Origin of the sequence: Zhengella sedimenti (assembly GCF_046506625.1) — a bacterium.
GTDB lineage: Bacteria > Pseudomonadota > Alphaproteobacteria > Rhizobiales > Rhizobiaceae > Zhengella > Zhengella sedimenti.
Map to the genome: position 1 here is coordinate 303277 of NZ_JBKFFP010000002.1, position 17430 is coordinate 320706.

Genomic DNA, 17430 nt, shown 5'->3' on the forward strand with positions numbered 1-17430 from the left:
CGTTCACAACCGCGCATAGAGGCTTGCGGCAAGGCCGGCCATGATGAGGCCGATCACGATATCCAGCACACGCCAGGCGGACGGACGGGCAAAGAACGGTTGGAGCAGGCGCGCGCCGTAGCCGAGCGCGAAGAACCAGGCAAAGGAGGCCGCGACGGCGCCCAGGCCATAGGCAAGACGTGCCTGCCCGGCATAGCGTGCCGACAGTGAACCGAGCAGCACCACCGTATCCAGATAGACATGCGGATTGAGGAAGGTGAAGGCCAGGCAGGTGAGAACCGCCTGCTTCAGGCTGCCGCCCGGCGCCGGGCCTGCACGCAGCGCGCCCGGATTCAAGGCACGGCGAAACGCGATGAGCGCATAGACCGTCAGGAACAGCGCGCCGCCCAGCGTCACCCACCAGATCAGGACCGGCGCCTGCGCGATCAGCGTGCCGAGACCGGCGACGCCGGCGGCGATGAGCGCCGCGTCGGCCATTGCGCAGATGAGGCAGAGCAGGAAGACATGCTCGCGCAACAGGCCCTGGCGCAGGATGAAGGCATTCTGGGCGCCGATGGCGATGATGAGCGTCGCGCCGAGCAGGAAGCCCGACACGGCGGCAGGAAGAACGGCAGTCACGCTGGGCACACTCCGGCGATCAGAACAACGACATCTGGCCGCCGTCCTTCTTCTCCGGCGCGGCCTCCTCCTGCTTCTGCTCCGGCGCATCGGGCAGGTCAATGGCGTCCTGCACATCCGGCCCGCCATTGGCCACCTTGTTGACCTTCGTCGAGACAGGGACGGCCTCGAAGAAATCCGGTTCCACCGGTTCGAGCAGACCGGCCACGTCGCGCGGTTCCTGCGTGCGGCAGTCCAGCCAGCGGGCAAAGTCTTCCGGCCGGATGACTACCGGCATGCGGTCATGGATCGGGGCAATGGCGGCGTTCGCGCGCGTGGTCAGGATGCAGGCGGTGTCGACGGCGGAGCCCTCCGGGCCTTCCCAGGTCTCCCAGAGCCCTGCAAAGGCGACGACGCCGCCGCCTTTCGGGCGCACCCAGTAGGGCTGCGCCTTCGCCTTGCCGTCGCGCTTCCATTCGTAGAAGCCGGAGGCCGGGACGAGCATCCGGCGGTGGCGCATGGCGGCCCGGAAGGAATTCTTCTGCGCCGCCGTTTCCGAGCGCGCATTGATGAGCAGCGGAAAATCGCGCGGGTCCTTCACCCAGGAGGGCGTGAAGCCCCAGCGCGCCAGCATGGCAACGCGGTCCGGCAGGTTGGAACCGGGTTCGGGCACGGGACCGGCGGCGACGATGAGCAGCGGCTGTGTCGGGGCGATGTTGTAGCGCGGCGGAAAGGCCTCGATCCCGGCCAGGCCGAAGACCGCCTCCACCTCCTCCGGCGTTGCCGTCAATGCAAAGCGTCCACACATGGCGCGAAACTGCGCCACGGCCCCGCTCCGGTCAAGCGCCGGTGGCATCCGCGCACGGCTTGGGATAGACGATGCGCATGAGCGCGCTTCCCATCCGCACTGCTGTTTCCGTCGCCATCTACAACGAGGGCCGTTTCCTGCTGGTGCGGCGCGGCAACGCCCCGGCCAGGGGAAAGTATGCCTTTCCGGGCGGGCGCGTGGAGGAAGGCGAGACGCTGGAGGAGGCCGCGCGCCGCGAACTGATGGAGGAAACGGGCATGACGGCCGGTGCGCTGACATTGCACTCCGTCCTCGATCTCGACAGCGAGGGGGCCGGCGTGACCTACCGGCTGCACGTCCACACCGGTGCCTATGCGGGCGGAACGCCGCTGGCCGGCGACGACGCCGAGACCGCCGAATGGCTGACGCTGGACGAGATGGACGGCCTGCCGGTGACCGATTCGACGCTGGCGGTGGCCCGCGCCATAGCAGGCATGGCGTGATGCCGCATGCCTTGCCAGCGCCACGAAAGCGGTGCAGAAACCGGCCCATGAGATTTTCCCGCGCCGCCTTTTCCGGCCTGTTCCTGCTTGCGTCCGCCATGGCCGCCGGGGCGCAGACCGCGCCCTATGACGACCGGATGCTGCGCCTGTCGGAAGTGCTGGGTTCACTGCACTACCTGCGCAACCTGTGCGGCGAGAAGGGCAATGCCTGGCGCGACCAGATGGAGGCGGTGCTGGCGGCCGAAGCCCCCGAGGGGGAACGCCGCAAACGCTATGTCGCGGCCTTCAACCGGGGTTACCGCAGCTATGCGGCCATCCATACCACCTGTACCGATGCGTCCATGGCGGCCATCGCGGACTACATGAAGGAAGGCGAGGCGCTCAGCCGAGAGATCGTCGTGCGATTCGGCGGGTGAACCGGCCGGAAACCATGAATCTTGGCGCGCCGTTAACTTTTTCCTCACCAACGGGGTGTGCAAGGCCGCTGCCCCTGATACAAGTCTTAACCGAGGCTTAAAAAGCTGGGGTCAAAATCCGGGGCAAGAGCATGCAGGGATCAGCCAACGACATCGACGCCATGATCCGCGAGGAAAAGCGGATTTCGGCAACCGAATGCCACGACGAGGCCTGGGCCGCGGGGCTGATGGCGGGTATCGAGCCCGAGATCATCGCGGAGACCGCGGTCGCCATCGCGCTCGAGGAACTGCATCGCGATTCCGGCGAGCAGGCCGTGCTGGCGCTGCTGGAACGGATGCGCGAACAGGCGCTCAACGGCGGGTTCGATCCCGACATCCAGCGGCATTGACGCGCCGGGCTTTTCGTCGTTTCCTCTCGCCTGAGCGGGAGATCCTTGACATGATTTCGACTCTTCGTCCCGGCAGAGCGGCGATCGCGTTTCTTCTTTCCCTGTCCATCTTCCTGTGCGCGGGCCTGCCGGCAAACGCGCTGAGCGAACTCAAGCGCGACGAGGCGCCCGCAACCGGTTCCGACGGCGCGCAACCGGCCGAAGAGGCCGCGCCGCCGCCGGTCATGGTCGAACCCGTGCCCCTGCCGAACGAATTGCCGGCCCTTTCCAACGAGCCGCAACCGGAGCCGGACGGCACGGAAGAACCCGGCGATCCGGACGGTGGCGAAACCGCAAGGCCCCGCGACATTCCTGTGCCGGAAATCCTGCGCGACATCTCGGCCCTGCCGGAACCGGTGCAAAGGATGCGCGAACTCATCATGGAAGCGGCCAGGACCGGCGAGGTGGAACGGTTGCGCCCGCTGCTGGGCACGGGCGAAAACATGACCTCGCTGTCCTTCGGCGGCATCGAAAGCGACCCGATCGCCTTCCTGCGCGGCACATCGGGCGACGGGCAGGGACAGGAAATCCTGGCCATCCTGCTGGAAGTGCTGGAAGCGGGATTCGTGCGCATGGACCCGGGCACCGAACAGGAGCTTTATGTCTGGCCCTATTTCTACGCCACGCCGCTGGACAAGCTGACGCCGCCGCAGAAGGTGGAACTGTTCAAGCTGGTGACCGCCGGCGACTACGAGGACATGCAGGCCTTCGGCGCCTATATCTTCTACCGTGCCGGCATCACCCCGGAGGGACGCTGGGTCTTCTTCGTGGCCGGCGACTGAACGGCCCTGCCTGCCCTTGCCGGACGGGGGCGCGGCGCATAGATGATGGCTCCCGAACACCGGAGACACGCCATGCCATCCGTCTTGCTGGACGATCGCGCCCTCATCACGGTCAGGGGACCGGAGGCGGCGCATTTCCTGCACAATCTTGTCACCTGCGACATCGAGGGCCTGGAACCGGGCATCCTGGCGCCGGGCGCGCTGCTGACGCCGCAGGGCAAGATCATGTTCGACTTCCTCGCCGGCCGTGCCGGCGACGATGCCTTCCGGCTGGACTGCCTGGCCGCGTCGGCAGGTGACTTCGCGCGGCGCCTGATGCTCTACAAGCTGCGGGCAAAGGTCGAGATCAGCGTTGCGGAACAGGCGGCTGCATCCGTTTCCTGGGAAACCGATTCACCGCCTGCGGGTGCCTTGCGCGACAAGCGTTTTCCCGGCATCGGGGTCTGGCGCCACTATGGCGCGCCGGAGGGCAAGGATGACCTGGCGCAATGGACAGCGCTGCGGATTGCCCATGGTGTCGCCGAAGCCGGGAGCGATTACGCCGAGGGCGACGCCTTCCCGCATGACGCGGGGCTGGACCAGACCGGCGGCGTCTCCTTCCGCAAGGGCTGCTTCGTGGGCCAGGAGGTGGTCTCGCGCATGCAGCATCGCGGCACCGCACGCCGGCGCATCCTGCTCGTTTCGGGCGAAGGCGCCCTGCCCGCGCCCGGCACGGCGCTGGAGGCCGGCGGCAAGCCGGTCGGCGCCCTGGGGTCGGTGGATGGCGCGTCGGGCCTGGCGCTGGCGCGCATCGACCGGGTGAAGGCGGCCATGGACGCCGGCTCACCGGTCAGCGCGGGCGGCGTCGCGGTGACGCTTTCGCTTCCGCCGCACGTGACCTACCGCTTTCCCGACACGGCCGGGGACACGCCGGACGATGGCTGACCGGCCGGAAGCGCCGCCCAGGGCCTGGCAGCGCATGTTGTCGGGGCGCCGGCTCGACCTGCTCGACCCCTCGCCCCTGGATGTCGAGATCGCGGACATCGCCCACGGTCTGGCGCGCGTGGCGCGCTGGAACGGGCAGACGGCGGGCGACCATGCCTTTTCCGTGGCGCAGCATTCCCTCATCGTGGAACAGGTCTTCATGGCGATGGTGCCTGCCGCTTCCGCCGACCAGCAACTGGCCGCGCTGCTGCACGACGCGCCGGAATACGTGATCGGCGACATGATCTCGCCCTTCAAGGCGGTGATGGGCGGCGGCTACAAGGTGGTGGAGGAACGCCTGCAGGAGGCCATCCACCTGCGCTTCGGCCTGCCGGCGCGCATGGCGCGGACGCTGAAGACCGCCATCAAGCGCGCCGACATCGTCTCGGCCTATTTCGAGGCCACCGAACTGGCCGGTTTCTCGGAACGGGAAGCGGTGAAATATTTCGGCCGGCCGCGCGGATTTTTTGCCGCACAGTTCGATCTCGACCCGAAGCCCGCCCATATCGTACAAAGGGAATTCATCGCCCGTTTCGAGGCCATCGAGGCGGCGCGCAACACAAAACGCTGAACCGCCTTGCTGCCATTCGCAGCGGAATGCGGGAGCACCGGGCGCAGGGCGCCCTCGGGGAGGAGCCGGCCATGCCGCATATCGTCGTCACTTCGCTGGCAAGGCTGCACGACACCGTCGAACAGCACGGCGCGAGCCACATCGTCACGCTGATCAACGAGGGAACGCCTGTCACGCGACCGGTTTCGGTGGCGGCGGACCGCCACCTGTTTCTCGGCATGCACGACATCGACATGGCCATGGACGGCATGACGCCGCCCGGCGAGGCGCATGTGCGCCAATTGCTGGATTTCGTGCGTGCCTGGGATCGCTCCAGCCCGCTCGTCATCCACTGCTTCGCAGGCATATCGCGCTCCACCGCGGGCGCGTTCATCACGGCCTGCGCACTCAATCCCGATCTCGACGAGATGACGGTTGCGCGCCATATCCGCGCCAATTCCACGACCGCGACGCCGAACCGGCTGCTGGTCAGCACGGCCGACACGCTGCTCGGCCGGCAAGGCCGGATGACAACCGCCATCGAAACCATCGGCCTTGGCGACATGGCCTACCAGGGACAGACCTTCGTGCTGCCGCTGGATGTGGATGCGCTGGTGGCAGGCTGAACCCCGCCGCCGGGCCTAGCCCTGCCTCTCAAGCCGGTCGATGAACCATTGCGTGAGCTTCATCCAGACCGCGTCCTTCTCGGCCGCATCCTCGACGCCGTGTTCCAGATTGGGGTTGTCGTTGACCTCGATGACGACGACACCTTCCGGCGTCTCCTTCAGGTCCACGCCATAAAGCCCGTCGCCGATGCAGCGGGCGGCGCGAACGGCGATGTCGATCACCTCGGGCGGCGCCTCGGCCAGCGAGAAGGAACGGAAGCCGCCCTCCTGCGGCTTGCCGCCGGTCTCATGGTTGACGATCTGCCAGTGCTTCTTGGCCATCAGGTACTGCACGACGAAAAGCGGCTGGCCGCCCAGCACGCCGACGCGCCAGTCGAAGGCGGTGGGCAGGAATTTCTGCGCGATGATGAGGTCGGAATCCTCCAGCCACTTGGCTGCCAGCGCCTTCAGCGCATCCAGGTCGGCGACCTTCTTGACGCCGCGTGAAAAGGCGCTGTCGGGGATTTTCAGCACCATGGGAAAGCCCAGATCGCGGGCGGCCCGGTCAAGGTCGCCCGGGCCGGCGATGATGACGCTCGGCGGCACCGGCACGCCGTTCACGCCCATCAGTTCGTGCAGGTAGACCTTGTTGGTGCAACGGATCATCGACAGCGGATCGTCGATCACCGGCATGTTTTCCTGCTGGGCGCGGCGGGCAAAGCGGTAGGTATGGTTGGAGATCGACGTGGTCTCGCGGATGAACAGCGCGTCATAATTGGCCAGCGTCGCCAGGTCCTTCCTGGTGATCGGTTCGACCTCCACCCCCATGCGCGCGGCGATGCGCGCCCAGTACTTGAGCGAGGAAATGCTCGACGGCGGCAATTCCTCCTTGGGATCGACCAGCACGGCAAAGGAATAGCGCGCCGGGGTCCGCGACTTGCGGTCACGCCATTCGCGCGCGGTATGGGATTCCAGGGCGGCAAGGAAACGCTCCTTCTCGCCGGCATCCATGCGCGAGACCGGATGGAAGCCGATGCGGCGGATGCGGATCCACTCGCCGGGCTCGATCACCACTTCCAGCGAGGGCGCGCGGAACCAGTCGAAGAGAAGGCGGCCGAAGCGCTCCCAGCCTTTCGAGGGACCGATGCCGAAGAAGAAGCGGACCCGGTTGGCCGCGAAGGGCTCCAAACCCTTGCGCGAGGCGTTGAGCGCCTGTTCCAGATCCGGCAATGCGTTCTCGTAGAGCTTGGGCTCCGACAGGTCGATCATGGTCTCGACGGAGGGAATGACCCGGTGGCCCCGCGAGGAGGCCAGCAGCGAGGCATAATAGCCGCGGCTCTGGTAGGCATAGGAACCGGCAAGATTGATGATCTTTGGCCGCTGGCCGCGAAACAGGTTGGGATGCGTCAGGTAATCGCGGATGGTGATGACCTTGTGCGGGGTCTGCGCCTGGTCAATGTCGTTTGCCTTGCCGGTCAGGATGACCCATGTCATGCCTGCTTTCCTCCCAGAAGAACGGCCGCGCGCAGCGGCGGCTTGCCGAACTGCGCCATGGCCATGAAGACCGAATGGGGTATGGGAATGTTGGCCGCGTCGGCAACGGTCTCGCCGGCCTCGTCCTCCACCCATGGGTCGTGAACGAAAATGTGGGCGCCGTCATCGCCGATGGCCAGTACCCAGTGCGGCACCTTCTTGCCGAACATGATGAAACCCGAGACGAGCACGGCCACCAGCTTGCCGTCGGCCAATGCCGTGCGGATATCCTCCAGGGTGAAGGTCCGCACCGACACGGGAATGCCAAGGCCGGCGGCGCGCTGGCGGAAATCGGCCTGGGCGAGTTCCATCACGCGCCGCTTTTCCTGCGACCGCACGGACTGGAGGAAAAGCGGTCCTTCCTCCGAAACGATGACCTCGGCGGAGAGCCCGTTCAGTGCAGCGGTGACGGCAATGCCGTGCGGTTCGCAGCCGCCGGGGCCGGACAGCATGAACACCGTGGTCGCCTCGCGCCAAAGGCGGATTTCCATGAGCGGGGAAGGCTGGAAGCCGGGCCGGTAGTGGGCCAAGGCCATCATCAGGCAGCACGGCCCGCAGGTGAAATCGGCCGTCTGCTCGTAATAGGGAACCGAGGTGCGATGCTGCGTGGCACCGCGCAGAAGCTTCTCGTAGCGAAGCGCCGTCGTGTGGTCGGCATAATAGTCCAGATAGCGGCCGATCCTGCGATAGCCCCGCCGCTCGTAAAGTCCGATGGCGCGGGCATTGTCCTCGCGCACCTCGAGCCGCAACACCATGCGGCCATGACCGAAGGCGGCATCCTCGGCTGCTTCCAGCAGATGCGCGCCGAGCCCGGACCCGCCGGCGGACGGCAGGACGGCGATGGAGTAGAGCCGCGCCACCGCCGTTCCCTTGCGGAACAGCACCATGGCATAGCCGCAAATGCGCCCGCCGGTCTCGGCGACGATGGTTTCGGCGGTCTCGCGGTCGATGAGCTGGCGGAAGGAACGGCGCGAGATCCGGTCCGCGTCGAAAACGGCGTTTTCGAGGGCAACCAGCTGTTCGATATCGGACTGCGTGGCCCGGCGCAGGGCTGTTGTCATGGATGCCACAAGGGGTACAACGCGTGGGGTACAAGGCCGGTCGGACCGGCATGGGGCCGGACGCCTGCGTGCGGCCTTCATCCGCGCAAGCAGCAAAACGCGTTAGCGCCCGCATTGCGGCTGAATTGTGGCCGCGACGGAACCGCCCGGACGGTGGTGCGTTATCGTGGCGATTTACTTTGTCCGGGCAGACACAAGGAGCAATTCATGGACTTTTCCGCCGAAAGCACGGTCGCCGCCGTGCAAGGGGCCATGACCGGCCTTTCCGCGCTGGTCGTGCAATACGCCTTCTCGGTGATCGGTGCCGTCGTCATCCTGATCATCGGCTTCATCGTGGCAGGCATGATGGAGCGATGGGCCTATCGCGGCCTTGGCTCCTGGAAGGGTTTCGACGAGACGCTGCGCAAGTTCCTGTCCAAGATCGTGCGCTATGGCGTGCTGGCCATCGTTCTGGTGACCGTACTGTCGCAATTCGGCGTTCAGACCGCCTCGATCATCGCAGCCCTCGGCGCGGCCGGCCTTGCCATCGGCCTGGCGCTACAGGGCACGCTGCAGAACGTGGCGGCAGGCATCATGCTTCTGGTGCTGCGCCCCTTCAAGAACGGCGAGTTCATCCAGGCGGGCGGCACCATGGGCACGGTGGAGGAAATCGGCCTCTTCGCCACCGAGTTCAAGACGCTGGACGGGCTCTTCCTGCTGGCGCCCAATTCCGAACTCTGGAGCCAGGCGGTGACGAATTACTCGCGCAACCCGACGCGGCGCAACGACCTCGTCATCGGCATCGCCTATGACGACGACATCAACAAGGCCATGGAGATTTACCGGGACCTGATGGCGCAGGACGAGCGTGTGCTGGCGGACCCGGAGCCCTACATCTTCGTCTCCGGGCTGGGCGACAGCGCGGTGGATGTGACCTGCCGCTACTGGACGACGACAGCGGACTGGTGGACGACCAGCCGCGACCTGACACATCTGGCCAAGGAGCGTTTCGAGGCGGCGGGACTGACCATTCCCTTCCCGCAACGCGACATCCACTACATCCCCACGCAAGCCAAACCGGGTGCCGCGGCCTGATCCGGCGGGCGAACGGATCAAAACGGCTGATCCGATCGCCCACGGCTTTTCGTTTGACCTGACGGCCGGGATCGGGAATTGTCCGGCGCTCATATGCCGGAGATCCCGACCATGTCCGCCAAAAGCGCGAGCGCGAGCACCGCACGTTCCTTTCCCGTCCTCCTGGTGGCCTGTGGCTGCCTGATCGCGCTGATGACCTTCGGGCCGCGCTCGGCCATGGGTTTCTTCCTGATCCCCATGCTGGAGGATCGCGGCTTCGACCGGACGACCTTCGGACTGGCAATGGCGATCCAGAACATCTTCTGGGGCCTCGGCACGCCGGTCTTCGGGGCCATCGCCGACAAGTTCGGGACGTGGCGGGTGCTGGCGCTGTCCGGCATCCTCTATTCGGCCGGCCTCGTCCTGATGTCGGTGGCGACAACGCCCGCGGTCCTGCATATCAGCGGCGGCGTGCTGATCGGGCTGGGCATCGCGTCGGGTTCCTTCGGCATCGTGCTGGCGGCTTTCGCGCGCAATGTGTCGGCGGAACACCGCAGCATGGTCTTCGGCATGGGAACTGCGGCCGGATCGGCGGGCATGTTCGTGTTCGCGCCGCTGTCGCAGGGCATGATCGAGGCACTGGGCTGGGCCGATGCGCTGGTGTGGATGGGCGCGCTCATGCTGGTCATCCCGGTACTCGCCATCCCGCTGACAGGTAATTCGAAGTCGTCGCCGATCGCCCAGGCGGAGGCGGAGCAGACGGTGCGGGAAGCGCTGGCGGAAGCCTTCGCGCACAGGAGCTATGTGCTGCTGGTGGCGGGCTTCTTCGTCTGCGGCTTCCAGGTGGCCTTCATCACCGCCCATTTCCCGGCCTATCTGGCCGACATCGGCATCGAGGCGCGCTATGCGGTCATCGCCATGGCGCTGATCGGGCTGTTCAACATCATCGGATCGCTGGCATCGGGCGTGATCGGACAGCGCCACTCCAAGCCGGTCTTCCTGGCCTATATCTACCTGGCGCGCTCGGCGCTGGTCACGGCCTTCCTGCTCCTGCCGCACAGCCCGGCCATGGTCGTCACCTTCGCCATCCTCATGGGGTTGCTGTGGCTTTCCACGGTGCCGCCGACCAACGGACTGGTCGCCATCTTCTTCGGCACCCGGCATCTGGGGATGCTGGGCGGCATCGTCTTCCTGTCGCACCAGATCGGCTCGTTCCTCGGCGTATGGCTCGGCGGCTACCTGCGCGATTCGACCGGCTCCTACGACATCGTCTGGTGGCTCGGCGTGGCGCTCGGCCTGTTCGCCGCCGCGGTGCACTGGCCGATCCGCGAGGCGCCGGTCAGCCGCCCTGCCCTTCAGCCGGCACAGTAGGCGCCCTCACCCGGCCCAGTACCCGCTGGTAGAACAGGCCGATGCCGATGAGGCAGACGCCGAGCCCCATGAAGGAGGCAGCACGCAGCACGCCTTCCAGTTCGGCCATGTCGAACAGGAAGACCTTGAGCACGGTCAGCAGCACGAGGATGCCGGAAGCCAAACGCAGGCCCTGCCGGTCCAGGCGCAGGCCCGCGGCCAGCAGCGCGAGGCCGGCGACAAGCCAGGCGGCGGAATAGCTGTAGGTCTCGCCCGCGCTGGCGCCCTTCCAGTCGCCGAGGAACGGCCCCTGCCAGAAGCGGCGGATTTCCAGGTTGAGCCAGGCGAAGAGCATGAGCGCGGCCATGCCGGCCATGGCGAACACATAGACGCGCGGGCGGCGCGTGACCGCCTGCCAGGCGACGAGCGAGGCCATGAGGCCCGGCAGCAGATAGGCCGCCCCGACAAGGTTCACCAGCGGCCAGTCACCGACGAAGCGGTTGGTGAAATAGGGATTGAGCACGACGAGATGCTGGACCAGCGCCATGGCCGCCCCGGCAAGGCCGAGGCCCATGGAGGCAAGACGGAAGACCGGGCTTGGGGCACGGTCATCGAGACGCACCAGCGCCAGCGAGACGCCCAGCAGCAGGATCGTATAGAGCGCCTGTTCGCCGAGCGTCACCGGACCTTCCAGAGACAGGACGCCGCCCTGCATGGCGTGGCGGACCAGCATGGCGGCCCCGGCCATCCCGGCGGTCAGGGCAAAGGCTTCCATGAGGCGGGCCGGTGTCGCGGCATCCGTGCGGCGCAGGATCCACGCGGCGGCGGCGAAGGCCAGAGCCGGCCCGAAATAGCCGGGTGTCAGCCAGTTGAGCAGCGGCGTGGCCGACAGGTCGCCATGGCCCGCCACGGACGGATCGAGACCGAAGCGGGCCAGCACGGCGGCGGCGCCAAGGACGGCGATCCAGGCGAAAACGGGATGGCCGCCGCGCGCCAGCGAGGCGGCAAGGCCCAGCGCCAGGATGGCGAGCACGATGCCGGTCCATGCGGCGGTGGTGAGCAGATGGACCGCGACGCCGAGCGGCAGGGCCGCGGCAAGGAACAGCAGGGCCGATGCGGAAAGCAAGGGGCGTCCGCCTTCCTCGCGGCGCCAGATGCCGAAGGCGGCAGCGGCAAGGATCGCGGCCAGGGCCAGCGCGCCGGGGCCGTAGGCGAAATCCTCGTCCCAGCGGGCGTAATTGCCCACCGCGAGCGCGAGCGTGACAAGCGGAGCCAGAACGGCGGAAAAGGCCCACAGCATGGCGGTCAGGCGTGCGCCCGCAAGGCGCCAGGCCATGAGCAGGCCGGCAGCGAGCACGGGCAGGCCGAAGCCGATTGCATAGGCGAGGAACGCGCCCTCGCCCGGTCCCGCGCCGATGGCGACGACGCGACCGCCCTGCTGCAGGTCGAACAGGTCGATGACGATGCCGATCACGTCGAAGCGGGTCAGCATCCAGCCGGCAAGAAGGCCGCAGAGCAATAGAGCGCCGGCCGGCGCACCGTGTATGCCGCCCGGCCGCCAGAGCGCCATGGCCACGAGCAGGAGGGCGGCGATGGCGGCGGCATGGCGCACGGCACCCAACTCAAGGCCCTGCAGGCCGAGGCCGTACAGCGCGGCGACCAGCGCGATCAGGGCACCGGCGAAGACCGGCAGGCCGGTACGTCCGGCAATGGCAAGACCGAGGTTTTCCGGCGCCGGACGGCGCGACAGCCAGATCCCGCCCATGGCAGCGACCATGGCGGCGAGCGCCATCAGGCTGGCCCAGGGCGACGGCAACGGGGAAAAGCGCCCGTCGAGCACGAGCCAGATACCGGTTCCGGCCAGACCCAGCACCAGCACCCATGCCGCGTCCTTCAGGCGGGCCAGCGCCGCGGCGGCGATGAGAACGGCTGACAGGAAGCCGAACAGGGCGAAGGGATTGGGCTCGGTCGAGGCCACCAGCACAGGCGTGGCGAAAGAGCCGACGAGGCCAAGGCCGGCCAGCGCGGTGCCGTGGGGTATGGCCAAGGCGATGGCGGCCAGCGAGACGAGCCCCATCATGAGGAAGCCGGCCGCAGACGGGACCCAGCCATAGACGGCATGGGCGGCGAAGGCGACGCCGAAGAGGATGGCAAGGCCGGCGGCGGTCAGGATGGCGGGGACATGGGCGGCGCGATCCGTAGCGAGGCCGGGTTGCCCTTCGCGGCGGCGGATGAATTCGCCGCCGGCCAGCGCCACCAATCCGGCGACCGTGGCGACGCCCATGCGCACGGCAGGGCTGAACAGGCCGGCCTCGATGGAGTAGCGCACGAGAAAGAGCCCGCCGAGCGCGAAGGCCAGACCGCCGACCCAGATGGCCCAGCGGCTGCCGATGGTCTCCTCCAGGGAGCGTGCGGGCCGTTCGGCGGGTTCGGCACGCGCGGGCGGCAGGTCCGGCGGAAGGGGTGGCGGAAAGGCGGCGTCAGGCGGCGTGGCCGGCGGCACCGTTGCCGCCACGGGTCCGGTGCCGGACGGCGCGGCGGCGTCCGCAGCAACGCGCTGGGCGGCGGGAAGGACAGGGCCGGCGGGGGTGAAGCGGCCGGCGATTGCCAACAGGCTTTTCTCGGTTTCCGCCACGCGGCGTTCGAGCTTGCGCAACCGGTTGAGCAGCACCCAGAAGCCGACGAGCAAGACACCGGCCAGCACGAGCAATTCCATGAAATCGATGTAGAACACGGGTCCCGCCTCCCGTTGCCGACCGGATCAACCCGGCATGCGCAGAATTGAGCAGGTTTCCGTACCGAAGGCCAGCGTCTTGCCGTCGGGGCCGCGCAGCGTTGCTTCGGAAACGGCAAGGTTGCGGCCCCGATGGACCACCCTGCCCTCGCAGGTCAACTCGCCCATGCCAGGCAGGACCGGACGGACCAGGTTGACCTTGAATTCCACCGTTGTGGATGCCTCGCCCGGCGCGCATGTGGTGTGAACGGCGCAGGCAAGCGCGGAATCCATGATCGTCGCCGCCCACCCGCCATGCACGGTGCCCATCGGGTTGAGATGCGCCTCGGAAGGCCAGCCGGTGAAGACGACGCGGCCCTCTTCGGCCTCCGTCAGCACGAAATCCAGCGCGCCGCCGATGGAGGGCGGCGGATAGGTTCCCTCGATCATCCGGCGCATCAGGTCCAGCCCGGAATAGCGGGCGATATCGGCCAGCGGTATCGTGCCGTACTCGCGCTTCCGCCTCGCCTCATCCAAGCGTTCGCGCCATCCGCTCATGCGGCCGTGCCCTCATTCGTGCCGAAATGCTTCCGCAAGGCCTGGGCAAGGCCTGCCCTTTCCTGCGGTTCCGTCATGCCTCTCGGCTCCCAGACATGGCGGGCAAAGAAATGGGCCGTCAGCCGCAGGGCGCGGTCCAGGCCTTCGCCATCGGCGCGGCGGGCGGCGCCGCGCGTCAGGAAACCCGGCAGCACCAGCAGCCTGTCCGCCCAGGGTTCGCCGGCGGCGCGGCTGACCGCCCGGCCGGTCTTCGGCGACACCCATGCCAGGTCCTCGGCCGTTCCCGTGGCCGCGCAGCGGGCCAGGTCGAGGCCGAAACCCAGTTCATCCAGCACCATGAGTTCGAAACGCACGAAGAGTTCGCCGGCGCCCTGCGGGTCGTCGAGATGGCCGAGCAGGATGCCAAGCGTCTCGTAGAGACGGGGATGGGGATCGCGCTCGGGCAGAAGGCGCAGATGCGCGGCGCAGGCCTGAAGGCCGTAGACGCCGGTGGCGCTGGCAAACAGGCGCGCGGCATGATGCTCCAGCGGTTCCACCTGGAAGGTGCCCATGTGCTCGTCCAGGCGGGCGCGCCATGCCAGGTCCACCCGGTTGCCGGGTTGCAGGACGGGCTGCATGGACCGCGAACGCCCGCCGCGCACCATCCCCAGATGGCGCCCATGGGCGCGCGACATCACTTCCAGGATGACGCTCGTCTCGCCATGCCTGCGGGTGCCCAGAACGATGCCTTCGTCTCTCCACTCCATCGGCCGACGATCTACCTCATGCGGCGGGAAGTCCAGAGTGGAAACGACGCTTGTCCCAAGCGCGATTTCGCGAGCGCGAAAGTCTGCAACTTTCGCTGAAACCGGCTTTTCCCCACGCAAATTTCGCGAGCACGAAAGTCTGCAACTTTCGCTGAAACCGGCTTTTCCCCACGCAAATTTCGCGAGCGCGAAAGTCTGCAACTTTCGCTGAAACCGGCTTTTCCCCACGCAATTTCGCGAGCGCGAAAGTCTGCAACTTTCGCTGAAATTCCTTGTGTCTCTCCACTTCATGGGCCGACGTTCCACACGTCAGCCCGGAAAGTCCAGCCCCATTTCCCGGTAGCGTTCGGGATCGTCGCCCCAGTTTTCACGCACCTTGACGAACAGGAAGAGGTGAACCGGCTGTTCGAGGATTTCGGCCAGTTCCTCGCGCGCGGCCTGGCCGATGGCCTTGATCGTCTCGCCCTTGCGGCCAAGGATGATCTTCTTCTGGCTGTCGCGCTCGACATAGATGACCTGGTCGATGCGCACGGACCCGTTTTTCTGCTCCTGCCAGCGTTCCGTCTCGACATGGGAGGAATAGGGCAATTCCTGATGCAGGCGAAGATAAAGCTTTTCGCGGGTGATCTCGGCGGCAAGCTGGCGTATGGGCAGGTCGGAGATCTGGTCTTCCGGATAGTACCAGGGCCCCGGCACGGCCTTGCTTGCCAGCCAGGACATCAGGTCGTCGCAGCCTGAACCGTTGAGCGCGGAAATCATGAAGGTCGCATCGAAGGCGACCGCCTCGTTGGCCGCCGCGGCAAGCGCCAGCAGGCTGTCACGCTTCACCGTGTCGATCTTGTTGATGACCAGCACCTTGGGCTGGCGCACCTCTTTCAGGCTTTCCAGGATGTCGAGCGCATCGCCCTTCAGGCCGCGTTCGGCATCGATGAGGAAGCAGACGATATCGGCGTCGCGGGCGCCCGACCATGCGGTGGAGACCATGGCGCGGTCGAGGCGGCGGCGCGGCTTGAAGATGCCCGGCGTATCGACGAAGACGATCTGGCTTGCATCCCTGATCGCGACGCCTCGAACGAGGGCGCGCGTCGTCTGCACCTTGTGGGTGACGATGGAGACCTTCGCGCCGACGAGACGGTTCAGAAGCGTGGACTTGCCGGCATTGGGCGCGCCGATGAGCGCGACGAAGGCGGAGCGGGTCTCGCGGGTTTCCGCGGCGGGACTGGACGTGTCTTCGTTCATTGTTCCTCCTCCCATTCGCCTTCGCGAATGAGGAGTTTCGTGGCCGCTTCCTGTTCCGCGGCCCGCTTGGAGCGGCCGGCCCCGTGTTCGGGCGCGCGCTTGCCGACGGTCACGCTGACGGCGAAGACCGGATCATGATCCGGGCCTTCCCGGCTTTCAACCACATAGACGGGCACGAGGCCGCCCTGGCGGTGTGCCCATTCCTGCAGCGCGGTCTTGGGATCGCGCCGTCCCGCGCCTTCGGCCTTCGCCCGTCCGGCCCAGTGTTTCAGGATGAACGGGCGTGCGGCATCCAGCCCGCCGTCGAGATAGATGGTGGCGATGACCGATTCCATGACGTCGGCGCGCAGGTTCATGCGCTTGCGTCCGGCCAGCGACCTGATCTCGGCACCGGTGATGATGAATTCGTGCAGGCCGATCTCCTCGGCCACCGCCGCACAGGTCTCCGCGCTGACAAGCTGGTTCAGGCGCACCGACAACTCGCCCTCGTTGGCGGAGGGAAAGGCGCTGAACAGCAGTTCGGCGATCACCAGGCCCAGCACCCGGTCGCCCAGGAATTCCAGCCGTTCGTAATCGGCGCCGCCGGTCCGGCGCGCGCTGGCATGGGTCATGGCCCGTTCCAGGCGGGCGGGATCGGCGAACCGGTGGCCCGTCAGGCGCCCGATCTCAGCCGCCAGTGCCTCCCCCGTCCTTTTTGCGCGGCTCAATACGTTCTCCCGCCAGGTCAGTTGATGCCGGTGAAGAGCCGGTCGATGCGCAGGTCAGAGGGCCAGCGCCAGACTTCCAGCGGACTCGAACCGCCGCTGACGGAGAAGAAGATCACCGTGGCCTTGCCGACGAGGTTCTCGTAGGGCACGAAACCGACGCTCATGCGGCTGTCGTTGGAATTGTCGCGGTTGTCGCCCATCATGAAATAGTGGCCGGGCGGGACCGTGAATTCGCGCGTCGTGTCGGAGATGCCGTTGGCGGTTATGTCGAGCGTGTCATAGCTGACGCCGTTTGGCAGGGTCTCACGCCAGACATCCACCGGGCGGTTCATCTCGGTGATGTCCGGATTGTCGATCTGTCCGACCTTTTCACGCCTGACCGCCTCGCCGTTGATGTAGAGGGCGCCGTCGCGCATCTGGATGCGGTCGCCCGGCAGGCCGATCACGCGCTTGATGTAATCCAGCGAGGGATCGGGCGGGAACTTGAACACGACCACGTCGCCGCGCTCGGGCTCGCCGGCCCAGATGCGTCCCTCGAAAAGGTTCGGCGAAAAGGGAAAGGAATGGCGCGAATAGCCATAGGCCCACTTGTTGACGAACAGGTAGTCGCCTTCCAGCAGGGTCGGGCGCATCGATCCGGAGGGAATGGAGAAGGGCTGGAAGAACAATGAACGGATGATGACGGCCAGGATCAGCGCCTGTGCGATGACGCTGACGATCTCGAGGAGACCACCGGATTTCTTCTGGGATTTGTCAGCCACGCTCATGTCTTCCTCTTTGAGTCCGGCGTTCCTCTTAGCGGCTCGAAAGGCCGGCTGCAACGGCGCACATCCCGCGCC

The 17430-nt window shown here is 66.8% G+C and carries 19 protein-coding genes; 9 read left to right on the forward strand and 10 right to left on the reverse strand.

The annotated features are described in order from the left end of the window. Window positions 1-3 precede the first annotated feature (3 nt). Both ACLB6G_RS07135 and ACLB6G_RS07140 read right to left on the reverse strand, forming a co-directional pair. On the reverse strand, window positions 4-618 hold the full coding sequence (locus ACLB6G_RS07135) for a LysE/ArgO family amino acid transporter (protein WP_410355454.1): 615 nt from the start codon (window positions 616-618) through the stop codon (window positions 4-6). Window positions 619-637: 19 nt separating this feature from the next. Then, entirely contained in the window at window positions 638-1405 is a 768-nt protein-coding gene (locus tag ACLB6G_RS07140) for an SOS response-associated peptidase (protein ID WP_410355902.1), read from the reverse strand. A 77-nt stretch (window positions 1406-1482) separates the two neighbouring features. Between ACLB6G_RS07140 and ACLB6G_RS07145 the strand changes: the two genes are divergently transcribed. From ACLB6G_RS07145 to ACLB6G_RS07175, 7 genes are all read left to right on the forward strand, one after another. After that, window positions 1483-1887 (forward strand): NUDIX hydrolase, encoded by a 405-nt coding sequence (locus ACLB6G_RS07145; protein WP_410355455.1) that lies wholly within the window; start codon window positions 1483-1485, stop codon window positions 1885-1887. A gap of 47 nt (window positions 1888-1934) precedes the next feature. Further along, a complete protein-coding gene (locus tag ACLB6G_RS07150) occupies window positions 1935-2303 on the forward strand; it encodes a TIGR02301 family protein (protein ID WP_410355456.1) in 369 nt (122 codons plus the stop codon). 131 nt (window positions 2304-2434) lie between these two features. Then, window positions 2435-2692: a hypothetical protein gene (locus ACLB6G_RS07155; protein ID WP_410355457.1), complete on the forward strand. Its 258-nt coding sequence runs from the start codon at window positions 2435-2437 to the stop codon at window positions 2690-2692. Window positions 2693-2742: 50 nt separating this feature from the next. After that, window positions 2743-3513: a hypothetical protein gene (locus tag ACLB6G_RS07160; protein ID WP_410355458.1), complete on the forward strand. Its 771-nt coding sequence runs from the start codon at window positions 2743-2745 to the stop codon at window positions 3511-3513. A gap of 72 nt (window positions 3514-3585) precedes the next feature. Further along, the gene (gene ygfZ / locus ACLB6G_RS07165) at window positions 3586-4437 is read left to right on the forward strand and encodes a CAF17-like 4Fe-4S cluster assembly/insertion protein YgfZ (RefSeq protein WP_410355459.1); all 852 of its coding nucleotides are present in this window, start codon (window positions 3586-3588) and stop codon (window positions 4435-4437) included. Then, window positions 4430-5047: a YfbR-like 5'-deoxynucleotidase gene (locus tag ACLB6G_RS07170; RefSeq protein ID WP_410355460.1), complete on the forward strand. Its 618-nt coding sequence runs from the start codon at window positions 4430-4432 to the stop codon at window positions 5045-5047. The genes ygfZ and ACLB6G_RS07170 overlap by 8 nt, the downstream gene beginning before the upstream one ends. 71 nt (window positions 5048-5118) lie before the next feature. Beyond that, window positions 5119-5652, forward strand: coding sequence for a tyrosine phosphatase family protein (locus ACLB6G_RS07175; protein ID WP_410355461.1), 534 nt, complete (start codon window positions 5119-5121; stop codon window positions 5650-5652). A gap of 15 nt (window positions 5653-5667) precedes the next feature. Here the strand turns inward: ACLB6G_RS07175 and ACLB6G_RS07180 are convergent, their stop codons facing one another. Continuing rightward, the gene (locus ACLB6G_RS07180) at window positions 5668-7125 is read right to left on the reverse strand and encodes a RimK family protein (RefSeq protein WP_410355462.1); all 1458 of its coding nucleotides are present in this window, start codon (window positions 7123-7125) and stop codon (window positions 5668-5670) included. Then, window positions 7122-8225, reverse strand: coding sequence for a peptidase C39 family protein (locus ACLB6G_RS07185; RefSeq protein ID WP_410355463.1), 1104 nt, complete (start codon window positions 8223-8225; stop codon window positions 7122-7124). The genes ACLB6G_RS07180 and ACLB6G_RS07185 overlap by 4 nt, the downstream gene beginning before the upstream one ends. 207 nt (window positions 8226-8432) lie before the next feature. Here ACLB6G_RS07185 and ACLB6G_RS07190 point away from each other — a divergent pair, with 207 nt between their 5' ends. Next, window positions 8433-9299, forward strand: a complete 867-nt coding sequence (locus ACLB6G_RS07190; protein ID WP_410355464.1) for a mechanosensitive ion channel family protein — start codon at window positions 8433-8435, stop codon at window positions 9297-9299. A 111-nt stretch (window positions 9300-9410) separates the two neighbouring features. Next, a complete protein-coding gene (locus tag ACLB6G_RS07195) occupies window positions 9411-10649 on the forward strand; it encodes an MFS transporter (protein ID WP_410355465.1) in 1239 nt (412 codons plus the stop codon). Here ACLB6G_RS07195 and ACLB6G_RS07200 read toward each other — a convergent pair. From ACLB6G_RS07200 to lepB, 6 genes are all read right to left on the reverse strand, one after another. Further along, entirely contained in the window at window positions 10618-13362 is a 2745-nt protein-coding gene (locus tag ACLB6G_RS07200; RefSeq protein WP_410355466.1) for a DUF2339 domain-containing protein, read from the reverse strand. The two genes, ACLB6G_RS07195 and ACLB6G_RS07200, sit on opposite strands and share 32 nt — an antisense overlap. Window positions 13363-13389: 27 nt before the next feature. Beyond that, entirely contained in the window at window positions 13390-13899 is a 510-nt protein-coding gene (locus tag ACLB6G_RS07205) for a PaaI family thioesterase (protein ID WP_410355467.1), read from the reverse strand. Beyond that, the gene (recO, locus tag ACLB6G_RS07210; RefSeq protein WP_410355468.1) at window positions 13896-14645 is read right to left on the reverse strand and encodes a DNA repair protein RecO; all 750 of its coding nucleotides are present in this window, start codon (window positions 14643-14645) and stop codon (window positions 13896-13898) included. Before recO ends, ACLB6G_RS07205 begins: the two co-directional genes overlap by 4 nt. Before the next feature lie 309 nt (window positions 14646-14954). After that, the gene (gene era / locus ACLB6G_RS07215) at window positions 14955-15884 is read right to left on the reverse strand and encodes a GTPase Era (protein ID WP_410355469.1); all 930 of its coding nucleotides are present in this window, start codon (window positions 15882-15884) and stop codon (window positions 14955-14957) included. After that, window positions 15881-16591, reverse strand: coding sequence for a ribonuclease III (gene rnc / locus ACLB6G_RS07220; protein ID WP_410355470.1), 711 nt, complete (start codon window positions 16589-16591; stop codon window positions 15881-15883). Before rnc ends, era begins: the two co-directional genes overlap by 4 nt. 17 nt (window positions 16592-16608) lie before the next feature. Beyond that, complete coding sequence (lepB, locus tag ACLB6G_RS07225) at window positions 16609-17358, reverse strand: signal peptidase I (protein WP_410355471.1); 750 nt, start codon at window positions 17356-17358, stop codon at window positions 16609-16611. Between the last annotated feature and the right edge of the window lie 72 nt (window positions 17359-17430).